Source organism: Caballeronia sp. AZ10_KS36 (assembly GCF_023631105.1).
Taxonomy (GTDB): Bacteria; Pseudomonadota; Gammaproteobacteria; order Burkholderiales; family Burkholderiaceae; genus Caballeronia.
Window position 1 is genome coordinate 342,060 of the sequence record NZ_JALQDQ010000018.1, and the last position, 14,519, is coordinate 356,578.

The following is a 14,519-nucleotide window of genomic DNA, read 5'->3' on the forward strand; positions in this document are numbered from 1 at the left end:
AACGTTGCGCGCGGCCGTTCGAGTCTCATCAGAAAGGCCCTTATGAACGGCTCCGTTGTGCTTCCCTTCTTGCGTGCGATGCTCGTGCTGTGCATCGCGCTTACGCCGTTCACCGCGCACGCGCTTAGCGCCGACGAACTCGCGCCGCTTGCAGGCGATGACTATCAGGCCAAGTCCGCCGCCATCGACAAGCTCATCGCGAATGCGGATGCACCTTCTGTCGCCGTCCTCAATGCGCTCGCGGACGGTTCGCTCGTCGCCACCGATAACGGCCACGTCTATGTGCAGACCGACGAGGGCAACAAGGACGCCATCACAGGCAAGATCGCGGAAGCGCCCGATGCGCAAGCGATCACACTGAACAACCAGTTGCGCACGAAAGTGGCGGGCGCCCTGTCGGGCCTTCAACTCGCATCGCCGGACCTGGCCAAGCGCCGTGAAGCGGTGACCGCGCTGTTGAAGAACCCTGACGCGTCGATGAAGCCGCTCATCGATCGCGCCCGCGCCGCCGAGACCGACGCCGAGTTGAAGAAGCGCCTCGACACGCTCTGGGCGATGACCGCGCTGCATGATCCCGATGTGAACAAGCGCCTCGAAGCCGCTCGACTTGTCGCAGCGCGGCATGACCTCGACATGTATGAGTTGCTGCGCCCCATCGTCGCGAAGAAGAGCGATGGCAGCTTCAATGAACCCGATGAACGCGTGCGCGCGGCGGCGCAGACCGGTATCGAAGCCCTCGACTCCATCCAGCGCCGCAGTGAAATCGCGGGCACGCTGTTCGCCGGTCTATCGCTCGGCAGCGTGCTGCTGCTGGCCGCATTGGGACTGGCGATCACGTACGGCCTGATCGGCGTCATCAATATGGCGCACGGCGAATTCCTGATGATCGGCGCTTATGCAACCTATGTCGTGCAGAACCTCGTGCAGCATTACGCGCCCGCGGCGTTCAACTGGTATCCGCTCTTCGCGGTGCCCGCGTCGTTCGTTGCGGCGGCGCTCGTCGGCATCGTGCTGGAAAGGCTCGTGCTGAAGCACCTCTATGGGCGGCCGCTCGAAACGCTGCTGACGACCTTCGGCATCAGCCTCATACTCATTCAAGCGACGCGAACGATCTTCGGCGCGCAGAACGTGCAGGTCACGAATCCTTCGTGGATGAGCGGCGGCGTCGCGGTGATGCAGAACCTGATCCTGCCGTATAACCGCCTGACGATTCTCGCGTTCTCGCTCGCCGTGGTGCTGATTGCATGGGCCGTGTTGACGCGCACACGCCTCGGCCTCTTCGTGCGCGCCGTCACGCAGAATCGCCGCATGGCCGCGTGCGTCGGCGTGAAGACCGCGCGCGTCGATTCGTATGCGTTCGCGTTCGGCGCGGGCATCGCCGGGCTCGGCGGATGCGCGCTCTCGCAGATCGGCAACGTGGGCCCTGACCTCGGGCAGAGCTACATCATCGATTCGTTCATGGCCGTGGTGCTCGGCGGCGTAGGCCAGCTCGCGGGCACCGTGATCGGCGGCTTCGGGCTCGGTCTCGTCAACAAGGCGATCGAGCCGTTCTGGGGCGCGGTGCTCGCGAAGATCGCGGTGCTCGTGCTGATCGTGCTGTTCATCCAGAAGCGTCCGCAGGGCATGTTCGCCCTGAAGGGCCGCAGCGCGGAGGCCTGAACCATGACCGCCTCGACCAACATCAGCGCAAATTTGGACGTCACGCCGCAACCGGATGCAAGCGCCGCGCACGCAGGCTTCGCGCTCGGCCTGCCGCCGCGCGCCGCGCTGTTGCCGCGCAACGGCTGGCTCGCGTTGCTGGCGCTCATCGTTGCAATGGGCATCTGCGTGCCGCTCTCGGCGCTCGTGCTGCCGGAAACGAGCGCGTTCCATTTGTCGGCTTACGCGATGACGCTTGTCGGCAAGCTCATGTGCTATGCGATCGGCGCGCTCGCACTCGATCTCGTCTGGGGTTATTGCGGCATTCTGAGCCTGGGCCACGCGCTGTTCTTCGCGCTCGGCGGCTATGCAATGGGCATGTACCTGATGCGCTCCATCGGACGCGAAGGCACGTATCAAAGCGATCTGCCGGACTTCATGGTGTTTCTCGACTGGCACGCGCTGCCGTGGTACTGGCAAGGCACGGAGCATCTCTGGTACGCGCTCTTGCTCGTCGTGCTCGTGCCCGGCGTGCTGGCCTGGGTCTTCGGCTTCTTCACGTTTCGCTCGCGCGTGAAGGGCGTGTATCTGTCGATCATCACGCAGGCCATGACCTTCGCCGCGATGCTGCTTTTCTATCGCAACGAAACGGGCTTCGGCGGCAATAACGGCTTCACGGATTTCAAGCGCATCGCGGGCTTTCCGATCACGCATGCGGGAACACGCACGGTCCTCTTCCTCATCACGTTCGCGGTGCTCGTGCTCGCGTTCCTCGTGGCGCGCTGGATCGTCACGTCGAAGCTCGGGCGCGTGGTGACCGGCGTGCGCGATGGCGAAGCGCGGCTCATGTTTCTCGGCTATAGCCCGCTCGCCTACAAGCTCTTCATCTGGACCGTATCGGCCGTGCTGTGCGGCATCGCGGGCGCGCTGTACGTGCCGCAAGTCGGCATCATCAATCCGAGCGAGATGTCGCCCGCCAACTCCATCGAAATGGCGATCTGGGTCGCGGTCGGCGGACGCGGGACACTCATCGGGCCGATCATCGGCGCGTTCGCCGTCAATGGCGCGAAGAGCTTTTTCACGGCGTATTTCGCGGAATACTGGCTCTTCTTCCTCGGGCTTATCTTCACACTGGTGCCGCTCTTGTTGCCGAACGGAATCATGGGTCTTATCGGACTCGCCCGCCGCAAGACGCAAGGAGGCGCCGCAGAATGACCGCCTATCACGCATTGATCGTCGACTTGCCGCCGATTCCTCAGCCGCCCGGTGTGAATGAGCCGGGGCACAAGAACATCAACGTCAACTCCGGACTCGGCCATGTGCTCAAGCCCGGCGAGATCGATGTATCGCATGGAACGATTCTCTATCTCGAAGACGTGACCGTCAGTTTCGACGGCTTTCGCGCGCTCAACAAGCTCACGCTGTCCATCGACGTGGGCGAGTTGCGCTGCGTGATCGGCCCCAACGGCGCGGGCAAGACCACGATGATGGACGTCATCACCGGCAAGACGCGGCCCGACGACGGCCGCGTGTTTCTCGGGCAGACGTTCGATCTCACGCGCATGTCCGAGCCCGTGATCGCGCGCACGGGCATCGGCCGCAAGTTTCAGAAGCCGACTGTCTTCGAGAATCATCCTGTGTGGGAGAACCTCGAACTCGCGATGAAGACGGACAAGCGATGGTTCGCGTCGTTGCGCGCGCGGCTGGATCGCGCGGCGCAGGCGCGCATCGAAGAGACGCTCGAACTGATTCGCTTGGAGCATCAGGCGACGCGGCTTGCCGGCGAGTTGTCGCATGGACAAAAGCAGCGCCTCGAAATTGGCATGTTGCTCATGCAGCAGCCCGCCCTGCTCTTGCTCGATGAACCCGCTGCCGGCATGACCGATCACGAAACCATGGAACTCGCGGAATTGCTGAACACGCTACGGGGTTCATGTTCGATGATGGTGGTCGAGCACGACATGGAGTTCGTCGCGGCGCTCGCGGGCGACAGCGGCAAGGTGACGGTCATGGCCGAAGGCAGCGTGCTCGCCGAAGGCACGCTCGATAGCGTGAAGCGCGACGAGGCCGTGATCGAATCGTATCTTGGCCGTTGATACCGGAACCACTCAATGCTCGAAGTCGAATCGCTCAATCAGTATTACGGCGGCAGTCACATTCTGCGCGACGTGAAGATGACGGTGCCCGAGGGCAAACTCACCGTGCTGCTCGGCCGTAACGGCGTCGGCAAGACCACACTGCTGCGCTGTCTCATGGGCGTGGTGCCGTCTAAAAGCGGCAGCATCACATGGCGCGGCGCAAAGATCTCGTCGATGCCCACGCATGCGCGCGTCGCGAGCGGTCTCGCTTATGTACCGCAGGGCCGCGATATCTTCGGGCGTCTGACGGTGGAGGAGAACCTGCTCGTCGGCGCCGCGAGCCGCAAGGCGCCTTCGAAGATTCCCGACCACATCTATGCGCTTTTCCCCGTGCTGCGCGAGATGAAGCATCGGCGCGGCGGCGATCTGTCGGGTGGTCAGCAGCAACAGCTCGCCATCGGCCGCGCGTTGATGAGCCAGCCGCAATTGCTCATTCTCGATGAACCGACCGAAGGCATCCAGCCATCCATCATTCGCGACATCGGCCGAACGCTGCGCCAGCTCGTCGATGAAATGGGCATGACGGTGCTGCTCGTCGAGCAGTATTACGACTTCGCACGCGAGCTGGCGGACCATTATTGGGTGATGAGTCGCGGCGAGATCGTTGCGGGCGGCGAGGGATCGGAGATGGATGCGCATGGAGTGCGCGAGCTGATCGCCGTATGATGGTGGACCGCTCATAACGCATTGCTTCCATGCATCACGAATCTCACGCGGCGCTCGCTCATCCGGATGTCTGGCGCGGCACGCTCGAACTCGGCTTTGCCCGGCAGCATGACCGCACGGTATGCGCGCATCGCAAGCATGAAGGTCCGCTGCGCGTGCAACGGCCGCTCTATCCCGAAGGCGATATCTGCCACGCGGTGATCGTGCATCCGCCGGGCGGCGTCGCGGGTGGCGATCGCCTATCCGTCGATGTAAAGCTCGGCGAAGACACGCATGCGGTCATCACGACACCCGGCGCGACCAAGTGGTACAAGGCGAACGGCAAGCTCGCGACACAGCGTATCGACGTTCATCTCGGGCGACACGCGAAGCTCGACTGGCTTCCGCAGAACAACATCGTGTTCGAATCGTCGAACGTGGAGCTTGCGTTCAATGTCACGCTCGACGAAGGCGCAACGGCCATCGGCTGGGATGCGATGCTGCTCGGCCGCGCCGCCGCCGGCGAACGCTGGACGCAGGGGCGCATCAGGGCGGTGTCGCGTATCGCATATAGCGATGGACGTACGCTGTGGTTCGAGCGCGCGCTGATCGATGCGAGCGATCCCTTGCGCGATGCATCGCAAGGACTCGCGGGCTATCCCGCCTATGGCACGCTATGGGCCATCGGACCCGCATGCGACGACGCGTTGGCCGAGGCGCTCACCGCGCAGTTGCCGTTCGATGACGAGATGCGCGCGGGGGCATCGTGCGTGGCGCCGGGCGTATTGATCGTGCGCGCCATCAGCCGTTCGATGGAGCCGCTGCAACGCGCGTTGACCGATTGCTGGACCGAGCTTCGTCCGCTTGTGCATGGCGTGGCTGCGCGGCCGCTCAGGTTGTGGACCACTTGAGCACGCACCATGACGGCGCACGAGCGCGCCCCGCGTGTGTGCGCAAGGCCGCGTGACCAGCCAGGCATCGCATATGGCATAAGGCTTCAGCGTCGATGGCACGGCTCTCGCTTTAGAGCACGGCTCCAAGAGCCGCGCATGCGACGCGGCCGTCACAAAGCCTGGAGGATCATTCATGCCGAAGCTCTTCTTCCGTGCGCGACGCACCGCACTCGCCGCGGTCGCCCTCACGCCGCTTTTCGCCTTTACTGTGCCGGCACACGCCGACGCGCTCGATACCATCGCCAAGAGCGGCACCCTGCGCGTGGCCGTGCCCGAAGACTATCCGCCGTTCGGCTCGGTCGGCGCCGACATGCAGCCGCAAGGCTATGACGTCGACATGGCCGCATTGCTCGCCAAGTCTATGAAGGTCAAACTCCAGCTCGTGCCCGTGAACAGCGCGAACCGCATTCCGTATCTCACGACGAACAAGGTCGATCTGGTGATCTCGTCGCTCGGCAAGACACCTGAGCGAGAGAAAGTGCTGGACTTCTCGACGCCTTATGCGCCCTATTTTCAAGGGGTTTTTGGTCCCGCCGACATCAAGGTGAGCGGTCCGGCCGATCTCACCGGCAAGACCGTGGGCGCGACGCGCGGCGCGCTGGAGGAGATTGCGCTGTCGCAAATGGCGCCGAACGCCACCATCAAACGCTTCGAAGACAACAACGCGACCATCTCCGCATTTCTCTCGGGACAGGTTCAGTTGATCGCGGCGGGCAATATCGTCGCCGCGGCGATCCTTGCGAAGAATCCGCCGCGTCGGCCCGAAGCGAAGTTCATCATCAAGGATTCGCCCTGCTTCGTCGGCATGAACAAGAACGAGCCGCGCTTATTGGCCAAGGTCGACGACACCATCGCGCAGGCGAAAAAGGACGGCACGCTCAACGCCATGTCGAAGAAGTGGTTCGGCCAGCCGCTGCCTGCCAGTCTGTAACGCAAGGCGCTACATCGCATGGCCTATCAACTGGAATTCGCCGACTTCGCGAACTACGCGGGCATGTTTGCGAGCGGCGCGGCGACGACGCTTGCGCTGACCGCCATCTCGACCGCGCTTGGCGTATCGCTCGGCGTGGCTGGCGCAGCCGGTCGCGACAGCGATCGCGCGTGGCTGCGTTCGCTCGTCGGCGGCTATGTCGAGGCGATTCGCAACACCCCGTTCATCGTGCAACTGTTCTTCGTGTTCTTCGGGCTGCCCGCGCTCGGCATTCATCTGAGCGAGTACGTCGCGGCCATTATCGCGATGACGTTGAACCTCGGCGCGTATTCCGTCGAGATCATTCGGGCGGGCATCGCGGCGGTGCCGAAGGGGCATCACGAAGCGGCCGCATCGCTCGCGATGTCGCGCAATGAAGCCTTTCGGCATGTCGTGCTGCCACAGGCGCTCGCCAAGGTCTTTCCCGCGCTCACGAGCCAGATCGTCATCACGATGCTCGGCTCCGCCGTGGTCTCGCAGATTTCCGTGCCCGATCTGACGTATGCCGCGAGCTATATCCAGTCGCGCAACTTTCGCGCATTCGAAACGTGCTTTCTCGTCACCGCTTCGTATCTGGCGCTCGCGCTCGTGCTGCGCACGGCGCTCAACGCAGCGGGCAAGCGTCTTTTCATGCACGGCGCAAGCGCCAACGGAAGCCGCGCGCGATGATCGAATTCACCTTCACGCAAATCGTCGAGAACCTACTCTTGGCCGCGCGCTGGACCATCGTGCTGTCGATCGTATCGTTCGTGCTCGGCGGCATCGTCGGCTTCGCGCTTCTGGTGATGCGCGTGTCGAAGTACGAAGTCCTGCGCACGCTGGTGAAGGGCTACATTCAGCTTTTCCAGGGCACGCCGCTTCTGATGCAACTGTTCCTCGTTTTCTTCGGGCTGCCCTTGCTCGGCATCGACGTGTCGCCGTGGCTCGCCGCCACTGTCGGACTCACGCTTTTCACGAGCGCCTATCTCGCGGAGATATGGCGCGGCGCGGTCGAAGCGGTGCCGAAGGGCCAGTGGGAAGCGTCCGCGAGCCTTGCAATGAGCTACTTCGAGCAGCTTCGCCATGTGATTCTTCCGCAGGCCACGCGCATCGCCGTCGGGCCGACTGCCGGCTTCGCCGTGCAGGCGGTGAAGGATACGGCGCTCGTCTCCATCATCGGCTTCACCGAACTCACGAAGGCCGGCACGATGATATCGAACGCGACGTTCCGCCCGTTTCTCGTGTATGGCCTCGTCGCGATCATCTACTTCGTTCTCTGTTATCCGCTGACGCGCTTTGCGCGCACGCTCGAAAGGAAATGGCATGCCGCTCGTTGAAACGCGCAATCTGCACAAGCACTTCGGCTCGAATCAGGTCCTGAAGGGCATCGACTTCACGGTCGAGCGCGGGCAAGTGGTGTCCATCATCGGCAAGAGCGGCTCGGGCAAGAGCACGCTGCTGCGCACGCTCAATGGCCTCGAAAGCATCGACGAAGGCTCGATCGAAATCGACGGCGAGCATATCGACGCGCGCCGCGCCGACTTGCGCGCGCTGCGGCTCAAGGTCGGCATGGTCTTTCAGCAATACAATCTCTTTCCGCATCTCACCGCCGGGCAGAACGTGATGCTGGCGCAAACGGTCGTCAAGAAGATTCATAAGGCGAAGGCGCGCGCGACCGCGCATACGGTGCTGGAACGCGTCGGCCTCGGCGACAAGTTCGATGCCTATCCGGAGCAGTTATCCGGCGGACAACAGCAACGCGTCGCCATTGCGCGCGCGCTGGCGATGAATCCGAGCGTGCTCTTGTGCGATGAAATCACCTCGGCGCTCGATCCCGAACTCGTCGGCGAAGTACTGGCCGTCGTCGAAGACCTTGCGCGCGATGGCATGACGCTCATCATGGTGACGCACGAGATGCGGTTTGCGCGCAACGTGAGCGACAAGGTCGTCTTCATGCATCAGGGACGCGTGTGGGAATCCGGCGCGCCCGAGCAGATCTTCGAGCGGCCCGCGAGCGTCGAGCTGCAACGCTTCATTCAATGACAAGCCCGCTGAAAGCTCGCTCACAAAGCGGCCCGGAAACAGGGAGCAAGTGCTAGCATGACGAAGCCCATCGCCTATAGAACAAGTTCATGAAACTGACGCCTCGCGAAAAGGACAAGCTCCTGATCTTCACGGCGGCGCTGCTCGCCGAACGGCGCCGCGCACGCGGCCTCAAGCTCAATCATCCGGAAGCCGTCGCGTTCATCTCCGCCGCATTGATGGAAGCCGCACGCGATGGCAAGACCGTCGCCGAAGTCATGCATTACGGCACCACGCTGCTCACGCGTGACGACGTCATGGAAGGCGTGCCCGAGATGATCCCCGACATACAGATCGAAGCCACCTTCCCCGATGGCACGAAGCTCGTGACCGTCCATCATCCCATTCCTTGAGACGCACGCGATGATTCCCGGCGAATATCTGATCGACGACGGCGAGCACGAACTCAACGCAGGCCGCGAGACCGTCTCCGTCGTCGTCGCGAACAGCGGCGACCGGCCCGTGCAGGTCGGCTCGCACTATCACTTCTACGAAGTCAACACGGCGCTTCTCTTCGATCGCGAGAAGACGCGCGGCTTTCGGCTGAACATCGCGGCGGGCACCGCCGTGCGCTTCGAGCCGGGACAGGAACGCACGGTCGAACTCGTTGCGCTCGCGGGCGATCGTCACGTGTACGGCTTCAACGGCCTCGTAATGGGCCCACTCTGATCAGGACATCAACGACATGACGCTACGCATCGGCCGCCGCGCATATGCGGAAATGTTCGGCCCGACGACCGGCGACCGCGTGCGCCTTGCGGACACCGATCTCATCATCGAAGTCGAACGGGACTTCACCACGTACGGCGAAGAAGTAAAGTTCGGCGGCGGCAAGGTGATTCGCGACGGCATGGGCCAGTCGCAACGCACGTCCGCCGATGTCGTCGATACCGTCATCACGAATGCGCTCATTCTCGATCACTGGGGCATCGTGAAGGCCGATATCGGCATCAAGAGCGGGCGCATCTTCGCGATCGGCAAGGCGGGCAATCCCGACATTCAGCCGAACGTGACCATTGCGATCGGCGCGGCCACCGAAGTGATCGCGGGCGAAGGCATGATCGTGACCGCGGGGGGCATCGATACGCATATCCACTTCATCAGCCCGCAGCAGATCGACGAGGCACTCGCGAGCGGCGTCACGACGATGCTCGGCGGCGGCACCGGCCCCGCGACGGGCACGAACGCGACGACCTGCACGCCGGGTCCGTGGCACATGGAACGCATGCTGCAAGCCGCCGATGGCTGGCCGATGAACCTCGGCTTTCTCGGCAAGGGCAACGCGAGTCTGCCCGAGCCGCTCATCGAGCAAGTGAAGGCGGGCGCCATTGGTCTCAAGCTGCACGAGGACTGGGGCACGACGCCCGCGGCCATCGACAACTGTCTTTCCGTCGCGGACGATACCGACACGCAAGTCGCCATTCACACGGACACGCTGAACGAAGCGGGCTTCGTCGAAACGACGGTGGCCGCGTTCAAGGGCCGCACGATCCACACGTATCACACGGAAGGCGCGGGCGGCGGTCATGCGCCCGACATCATCAAGGTGTGCGGCGAGCCGAACGTGCTGCCCTCTTCCACCAATCCGACGCGGCCCTACACCGTCAACACGCTCGACGAGCATCTCGACATGCTGATGGTGTGCCATCACCTCGACCCGTCGATTGCCGAAGACATTGCGTTCGCGGAGTCGCGCATTCGCCGCGAGACCATCGCGGCCGAGGACATTCTTCACGATCTCGGCGCGCTCTCGATGTTGTCGTCCGACTCGCAGGCAATGGGCCGCGTCGGCGAAGTCATCATCCGCACATGGCAGACGGCGCACAAGATGAAGGTGCAGCGCGGCGCGCTTGCGGAGGACAACGCCCGGAACGACAACTTCCGCGCGAAACGCTACGTCGCGAAGTACACGATCAACCCTGCGATCACGCATGGCATCGCGCATGAAGTGGGTTCCATCGAGCCGGGCAAGTGGGCCGACCTCGTCTTCTGGGAGCCGGCGTTCTTCGGCGTAAAGCCCGCGATGATCGTCAAGGGCGGCATGATCGCGCTCGCGCAAATGGGCGATCCGAACGCGTCCATTCCGACGCCGCAGCCGGTGCATTACCGCGAGATGTTCGCGACGCGCGGCGGCGCGCTCGGCAAGACATCGCTCACGTTCGTGTCGCAACTCGCGATGGAGTCGCGTATAACCGATCGTTATGGCCTGAAGAAACAGGTCGTCGCCGTAAAGAACTGCCGCAATGTGACGAAGGCCGACATGATTCACAATGCATGGCAGCCGTCCATCAGCGTCGATCCGCAGACCTATCAGGTGATCGCGAACGGACAACTGCTCACTTGCGATCCCGCCACCGTGCTGCCGATGGCGCAACGCTACTTCCTGTTCTGATCGTCTCATGCGCACCATCGACAAACGTCTTACCGCCAAACTGGCATCCGTGCTCATCAAGCGCGCGCCCACGCTGACGCTCGCTTTCGATGCGCGCTGCAAGAGCCGCCTCGCCGCCACGCTCGATAACGGCGAGGAAGTCGCGCTCGTGATGCCGCGCGGCACCGTGCTCGCGAATGACGATGTGCTCGTGGCCGACGACGGCGGCCTCGTGCGTATCATCGCAGCGGCCGAAGACGTGCTCGTCGTGCGCGCGGTGAATCCGCTCACGCTGATGCGCGTGGCCTATCACCTCGGCAATCGGCACACGCCTGTGGAGATTCACGCGGATCATCTGAAGCTCGAAGCCGATGCCGTGCTCGAAGACATGGTCGCGCGGCTCGGCGCCACCGTGACGCGTGAATCGCAGCCGTTCCAGCCGGAGACCGGCGCGTATGGCGGCGGTCACAAGCATGGTCATGACGAAACCTTCAGCGAAGACTATGCGCTCGCGCAGAAGGTGTATCACGAGCATCATGGGCACGAGCATCACGGCCACGATCATTCGTCATGTGGCCATGATCATTCGCACGATCATCACCACCACGGTCATGCGCACGACTGAGCTTACTGCGCTGTTGCATCTCGCGTCGCCGGCACTGCCTATCGGCGCGTTCAGTTATTCGCAGGGTCTGGAAGCCGCGATCGAACACGGCTTCATTCGCGATGCCGACACCACGCGCGAATGGATCGCAAGCGGTCTCTCGAACGTGCTTGCCCGCGGCGAACTGCCTTTCATCGCGCATCAGATGGAACGCTGGCGCTCACACGACGCAGCATCGCTCGCGCATGCGAACGACGAGTACATCGCGAGCCGCGAGTCCGCCGAACTGCGACGCGAGACCGAGCAGATGGGATGGTCACTCGCGCAACTGTGCGCATCGCTCGAATGGGGCGATGCGGCGCGCCGTGAAACGCTCGCCGCGATGAAGCCCATCGCGCAACCGACGGCGTTCGCATTCGCCGCGTATGCATACGACGTCGCGCCCGATGCCGCGCTTGCCGCGTATGCGTTCAGCTGGGTCGAGAATCAGGCGGCCGCCGCGTTGAAGGCCGTGCCGCTCGGTCAACTCGCGGGTCAGCGCATCATCGTCGCGTTGCGTGGGCCGATAGACGAAGCGGTGGCTCGCGCGCTGGTTACATCGCCCGATGAGATCAACACATTCGCACCGCAACTCGGCATTCTTTCCGCGCGGCACGAGTCGCAATACTCGCGGCTCTTTCGCTCGTAACTTCTCTGCTTAGAACCGAAATCGCATGAACGCTCCCGCTTATTCCGCCGCCGCTCGTCGAACGAAAAAACTGCCGCCGTTGCGCGTGGGCGTCGGCGGACCGGTCGGCTCCGGCAAGACGACGCTGCTCGAAATGCTCTGCAAGGCGATGCGCGATCGCTACGATCTCGTCGCCATCACCAACGACATCTACACGAAGGAAGATCAGCGTCTTTTGACCGTCGCCGGCGCGTTGCCGGCGGAACGCATCATGGGCGTGGAAACGGGCGGCTGCCCGCATACCGCGATTCGCGAGGATGCGTCGATCAATCTCGAAGCGGTGGATCGCATGGTGTCGCGCTTTCCGGATGCGGATATCGTCTTCATCGAATCCGGCGGCGACAATCTGGCCGCGACGTTCAGCCCCGAACTCTCGGACCTGACCATCTACGTGATCGACGTGGCCGGCGGCGAGAAGATTCCGCGCAAGGGCGGGCCGGGCATCACGAAGTCGGATCTGCTCGTCATCAACAAGACGGACCTCGCGCCCTACGTCGGCGCGAATCTGGACGTGATGGCGTCGGATGCGAAAAAGATGCGTGGCGAGCGGCCCTTCGTCATGTGCAATCTGAAGGCGCTCGAAGGGCTCGATAGCGTGATTGCGTTCATCGAAAAGAAGGGCCTGCTCATCGGCTGAATGCCGCGGGGCCAGCCGGCGAACGATGTCGCCGGTGGCCGCGCAGTTCCGGCTAGCAAAGTTCAGCGAAGCAGTTCAGCGAAACAGTTCAGCGCGGCCCGTGCCGCTGCTTCGCGCCGCCGCCCGCGCCGTGGTCCTTTCCGGCCTTGGTGTGATTCGCCGCATGCTGGCCGCTTGCGGGCTTGCTGCTGCTCGTCGTCGCAGGCTTGCCGGACTGTTTTTCTGCCTTGACGTCCTGCTCGGTCTTACTGCTGGGCGGAGCTGTCTTCATGCTGGAGTCCTCTTCGTTCGCACAACGTTGAAGGGTCGATCTGCGTCTGCCGGTCGCGTGTTTCCGACCGACCGTGCGCTTTATGCCTGTTGCTGCATAGGCGATCGATCCACTCATCGTTTCGCAAGCGTCATTCCACGAACCGCGCAGAGTCGGCCTGACCGAGCCGCCCGCTCTCCTCTTCCAGCATGACGCCGAGAATTTCCACCGTCCGTTCCGTCGCCCCGCGATGCCGCGCCGCGAACGCCGCCGCCGCCGCGCTCATCGCAATGCGGCGCGCCTTGTCGTTGAAGAGCTCGCGCAAGCCCTGAGCGAGCGTCTGCGGACTATCGACGCGCAACGCCGCGCCCGCCGCGATGGCGTCGTTGGTCGCCTGCGTGAAGTTGAACGTATGCGGCCCGATCAGCACCGGCACGCCCGCCGCGCACGCTTCGATCAGATTCTGCCCGCCGAGCGGCAGCAGACTTCCGCCGATGAACGCGAGGTCCGCGGCGGCATAGTACGCGCCGAGTTCGCCCATCGAATCGCCGAGCAAAACCTGCACGCTCGACGGCAACGGCGGCGGCACGTCCGCGCCCGATCCCGCCGCCACGGGCTTCGGCGCCCACACGGAACGGCGCGCGCTCGTCATGCCCGCGGTCGCGATCAGCGCGGAGACTTCGTCGAAACGTTGTGGATGGCGCGGCACGAGAATGAGCAGCGCGTTCGGCACGTTCAAAGCGGCGAACGCGCGCAGCACGAGCGATTCCTCGCCTTCGCGCGTGCTCGCCGCGACCCAGACGGGCCGCTCGCCGATAGCCGCGCGCCATGCCTGCCCGCGCGCCACGAGCTCGGGCGGCGCGGTCATGTCGAACTTGAGATTGCCGAGCACCGCCACGTTGCGCGCGCCGAGCGCGGTGAGCCGTTCGGCGTCCGAAGGCGTCTGCGCGAGCACGCGCGAGAAGCCGCCGAACACTTCGCGCACCGGACGCCCAAAGCGCGCCGCCCGCCGATACGACCGCTCCGACATGCGCGCATTCGTCAGCACGAGCGGCACGTCGGCGCGACGGCATTCGTCGATGAGCGTCGGCCAGACTTCCGTCTCCATCACGATGCCGAGCGACGGCCGCCACGCGCGCAGAAAACGCCGCACGAGATGCGGCAGATCGTACGGAAGATAGCTGCGCATCACGCGATTGCCGAACAGCTCGACGCCCGTTGCGCGGCCGCTCGGCGTCATGTGCGTGATGAGCAGACGCGCTTCGGGGTGCGCCTTCATCAACGCTTCGATCAACGGCTGCGCGGCGCGCGTCTCGCCGACCGACACCGCATGCACCCAGATAAGCGGCGCGAGATCGTCGGCGCGGCGCGCGGGGCCGCGTCCGAAGCGTTCGCCGATATGCTCGCGATACCCGCGTTCATTGCGCGAGCGGATCAGAAGCCGCAGCACCGCGAGCGGCGCGACGATCCACCACATCGCGCGATAGATCGCCCTCAGCACGACAGCCGAGAGCGGCGCAGCGGG

General features: G+C 63.8%; 17 protein-coding genes. 15 read left to right on the forward strand and 2 right to left on the reverse strand.

The window, feature by feature from the left end; all coding sequences use genetic code 11:
- Positions 1-42: 42 nt before the first annotated feature.
- The 15 genes from urtB (at position 43) to ureG (ending at position 12,744) form a co-directional block, all read left to right on the forward strand.
- Entirely contained in the window at positions 43-1,659 is a 1,617-nt protein-coding gene (gene urtB, locus NCR35_RS11770) for an urea ABC transporter permease subunit UrtB (RefSeq protein WP_250534477.1), read from the forward strand.
- Positions 1,660-1,662: 3 nt separating this feature from the next.
- Positions 1,663-2,853, forward strand: a complete 1,191-nt coding sequence (gene urtC, locus NCR35_RS11775) for an urea ABC transporter permease subunit UrtC (RefSeq protein ID WP_250534478.1) — start codon at positions 1,663-1,665, stop codon at positions 2,851-2,853.
- Positions 2,850-3,734 carry an urea ABC transporter ATP-binding protein UrtD gene (urtD, locus tag NCR35_RS11780; RefSeq protein WP_250534479.1) on the forward strand — a complete coding sequence of 295 codons (885 nt, stop codon included), beginning with the start codon at positions 2,850-2,852 and terminating at the stop codon, positions 3,732-3,734. Before urtC ends, urtD begins: the two co-directional genes overlap by 4 nt.
- A 15-nt stretch (positions 3,735-3,749) precedes the next feature.
- Complete coding sequence (urtE, locus tag NCR35_RS11785; RefSeq protein ID WP_250534481.1) at positions 3,750-4,442, forward strand: urea ABC transporter ATP-binding subunit UrtE; 693 nt, start codon at positions 3,750-3,752, stop codon at positions 4,440-4,442.
- A gap of 29 nt (positions 4,443-4,471) precedes the next feature.
- On the forward strand, positions 4,472-5,332 hold the full coding sequence (locus tag NCR35_RS11790) for an urease accessory protein UreD (protein WP_250534482.1): 861 nt from the start codon (positions 4,472-4,474) through the stop codon (positions 5,330-5,332).
- 175 nt (positions 5,333-5,507) lie between these two features.
- Positions 5,508-6,305, forward strand: a complete 798-nt coding sequence (locus NCR35_RS11795) for a transporter substrate-binding domain-containing protein (RefSeq protein ID WP_250534483.1) — start codon at positions 5,508-5,510, stop codon at positions 6,303-6,305.
- Positions 6,306-6,323: 18 nt separating this feature from the next.
- Positions 6,324-7,013 (forward strand): amino acid ABC transporter permease, encoded by a 690-nt coding sequence (locus tag NCR35_RS11800; protein ID WP_250534484.1) that lies wholly within the window; start codon positions 6,324-6,326, stop codon positions 7,011-7,013.
- The gene (locus NCR35_RS11805; RefSeq protein ID WP_244847024.1) at positions 7,010-7,660 is read left to right on the forward strand and encodes an amino acid ABC transporter permease; all 651 of its coding nucleotides are present in this window, start codon (positions 7,010-7,012) and stop codon (positions 7,658-7,660) included. Before NCR35_RS11800 ends, NCR35_RS11805 begins: the two co-directional genes overlap by 4 nt.
- Entirely contained in the window at positions 7,647-8,366 is a 720-nt protein-coding gene (locus NCR35_RS11810; protein WP_250534485.1) for an amino acid ABC transporter ATP-binding protein, read from the forward strand. The genes NCR35_RS11805 and NCR35_RS11810 overlap by 14 nt, the downstream gene beginning before the upstream one ends.
- Positions 8,367-8,455: 89 nt before the next feature.
- Positions 8,456-8,758, forward strand: coding sequence for an urease subunit gamma (locus NCR35_RS11815; RefSeq protein ID WP_008342482.1), 303 nt, complete (start codon positions 8,456-8,458; stop codon positions 8,756-8,758).
- Positions 8,759-8,768: 10 nt separating this feature from the next.
- A complete protein-coding gene (locus NCR35_RS11820) occupies positions 8,769-9,074 on the forward strand; it encodes an urease subunit beta (RefSeq protein ID WP_206466784.1) in 306 nt (101 codons plus the stop codon).
- 16 nt (positions 9,075-9,090) lie between these two features.
- Entirely contained in the window at positions 9,091-10,797 is a 1,707-nt protein-coding gene (gene ureC, locus NCR35_RS11825) for an urease subunit alpha (RefSeq protein ID WP_206466785.1), read from the forward strand.
- Between the two features lie 7 nt (positions 10,798-10,804).
- Positions 10,805-11,401 carry an urease accessory protein UreE gene (gene ureE, locus NCR35_RS11830; protein WP_250534486.1) on the forward strand — a complete coding sequence of 199 codons (597 nt, stop codon included), beginning with the start codon at positions 10,805-10,807 and terminating at the stop codon, positions 11,399-11,401.
- Positions 11,388-12,068: an urease accessory protein UreF gene (locus NCR35_RS11835; RefSeq protein WP_250534719.1), complete on the forward strand. Its 681-nt coding sequence runs from the start codon at positions 11,388-11,390 to the stop codon at positions 12,066-12,068. The genes ureE and NCR35_RS11835 overlap by 14 nt, the downstream gene beginning before the upstream one ends.
- A 25-nt stretch (positions 12,069-12,093) precedes the next feature.
- Positions 12,094-12,744, forward strand: a complete 651-nt coding sequence (ureG, locus tag NCR35_RS11840) for an urease accessory protein UreG (RefSeq protein WP_175944705.1) — start codon at positions 12,094-12,096, stop codon at positions 12,742-12,744.
- A gap of 88 nt (positions 12,745-12,832) precedes the next feature.
- On the opposite strand, the gene NCR35_RS11845 is transcribed toward ureG, so the two are convergent.
- Positions 12,833-13,015, reverse strand: coding sequence for a hypothetical protein (locus NCR35_RS11845; RefSeq protein WP_250534487.1), 183 nt, complete (start codon positions 13,013-13,015; stop codon positions 12,833-12,835).
- 130 nt (positions 13,016-13,145) lie between these two features.
- A complete protein-coding gene (gene waaA, locus NCR35_RS11850) occupies positions 13,146-14,495 on the reverse strand; it encodes a lipid IV(A) 3-deoxy-D-manno-octulosonic acid transferase (protein ID WP_250534720.1) in 1,350 nt (449 codons plus the stop codon).
- Positions 14,496-14,519: the final 24 nt, after the last annotated feature.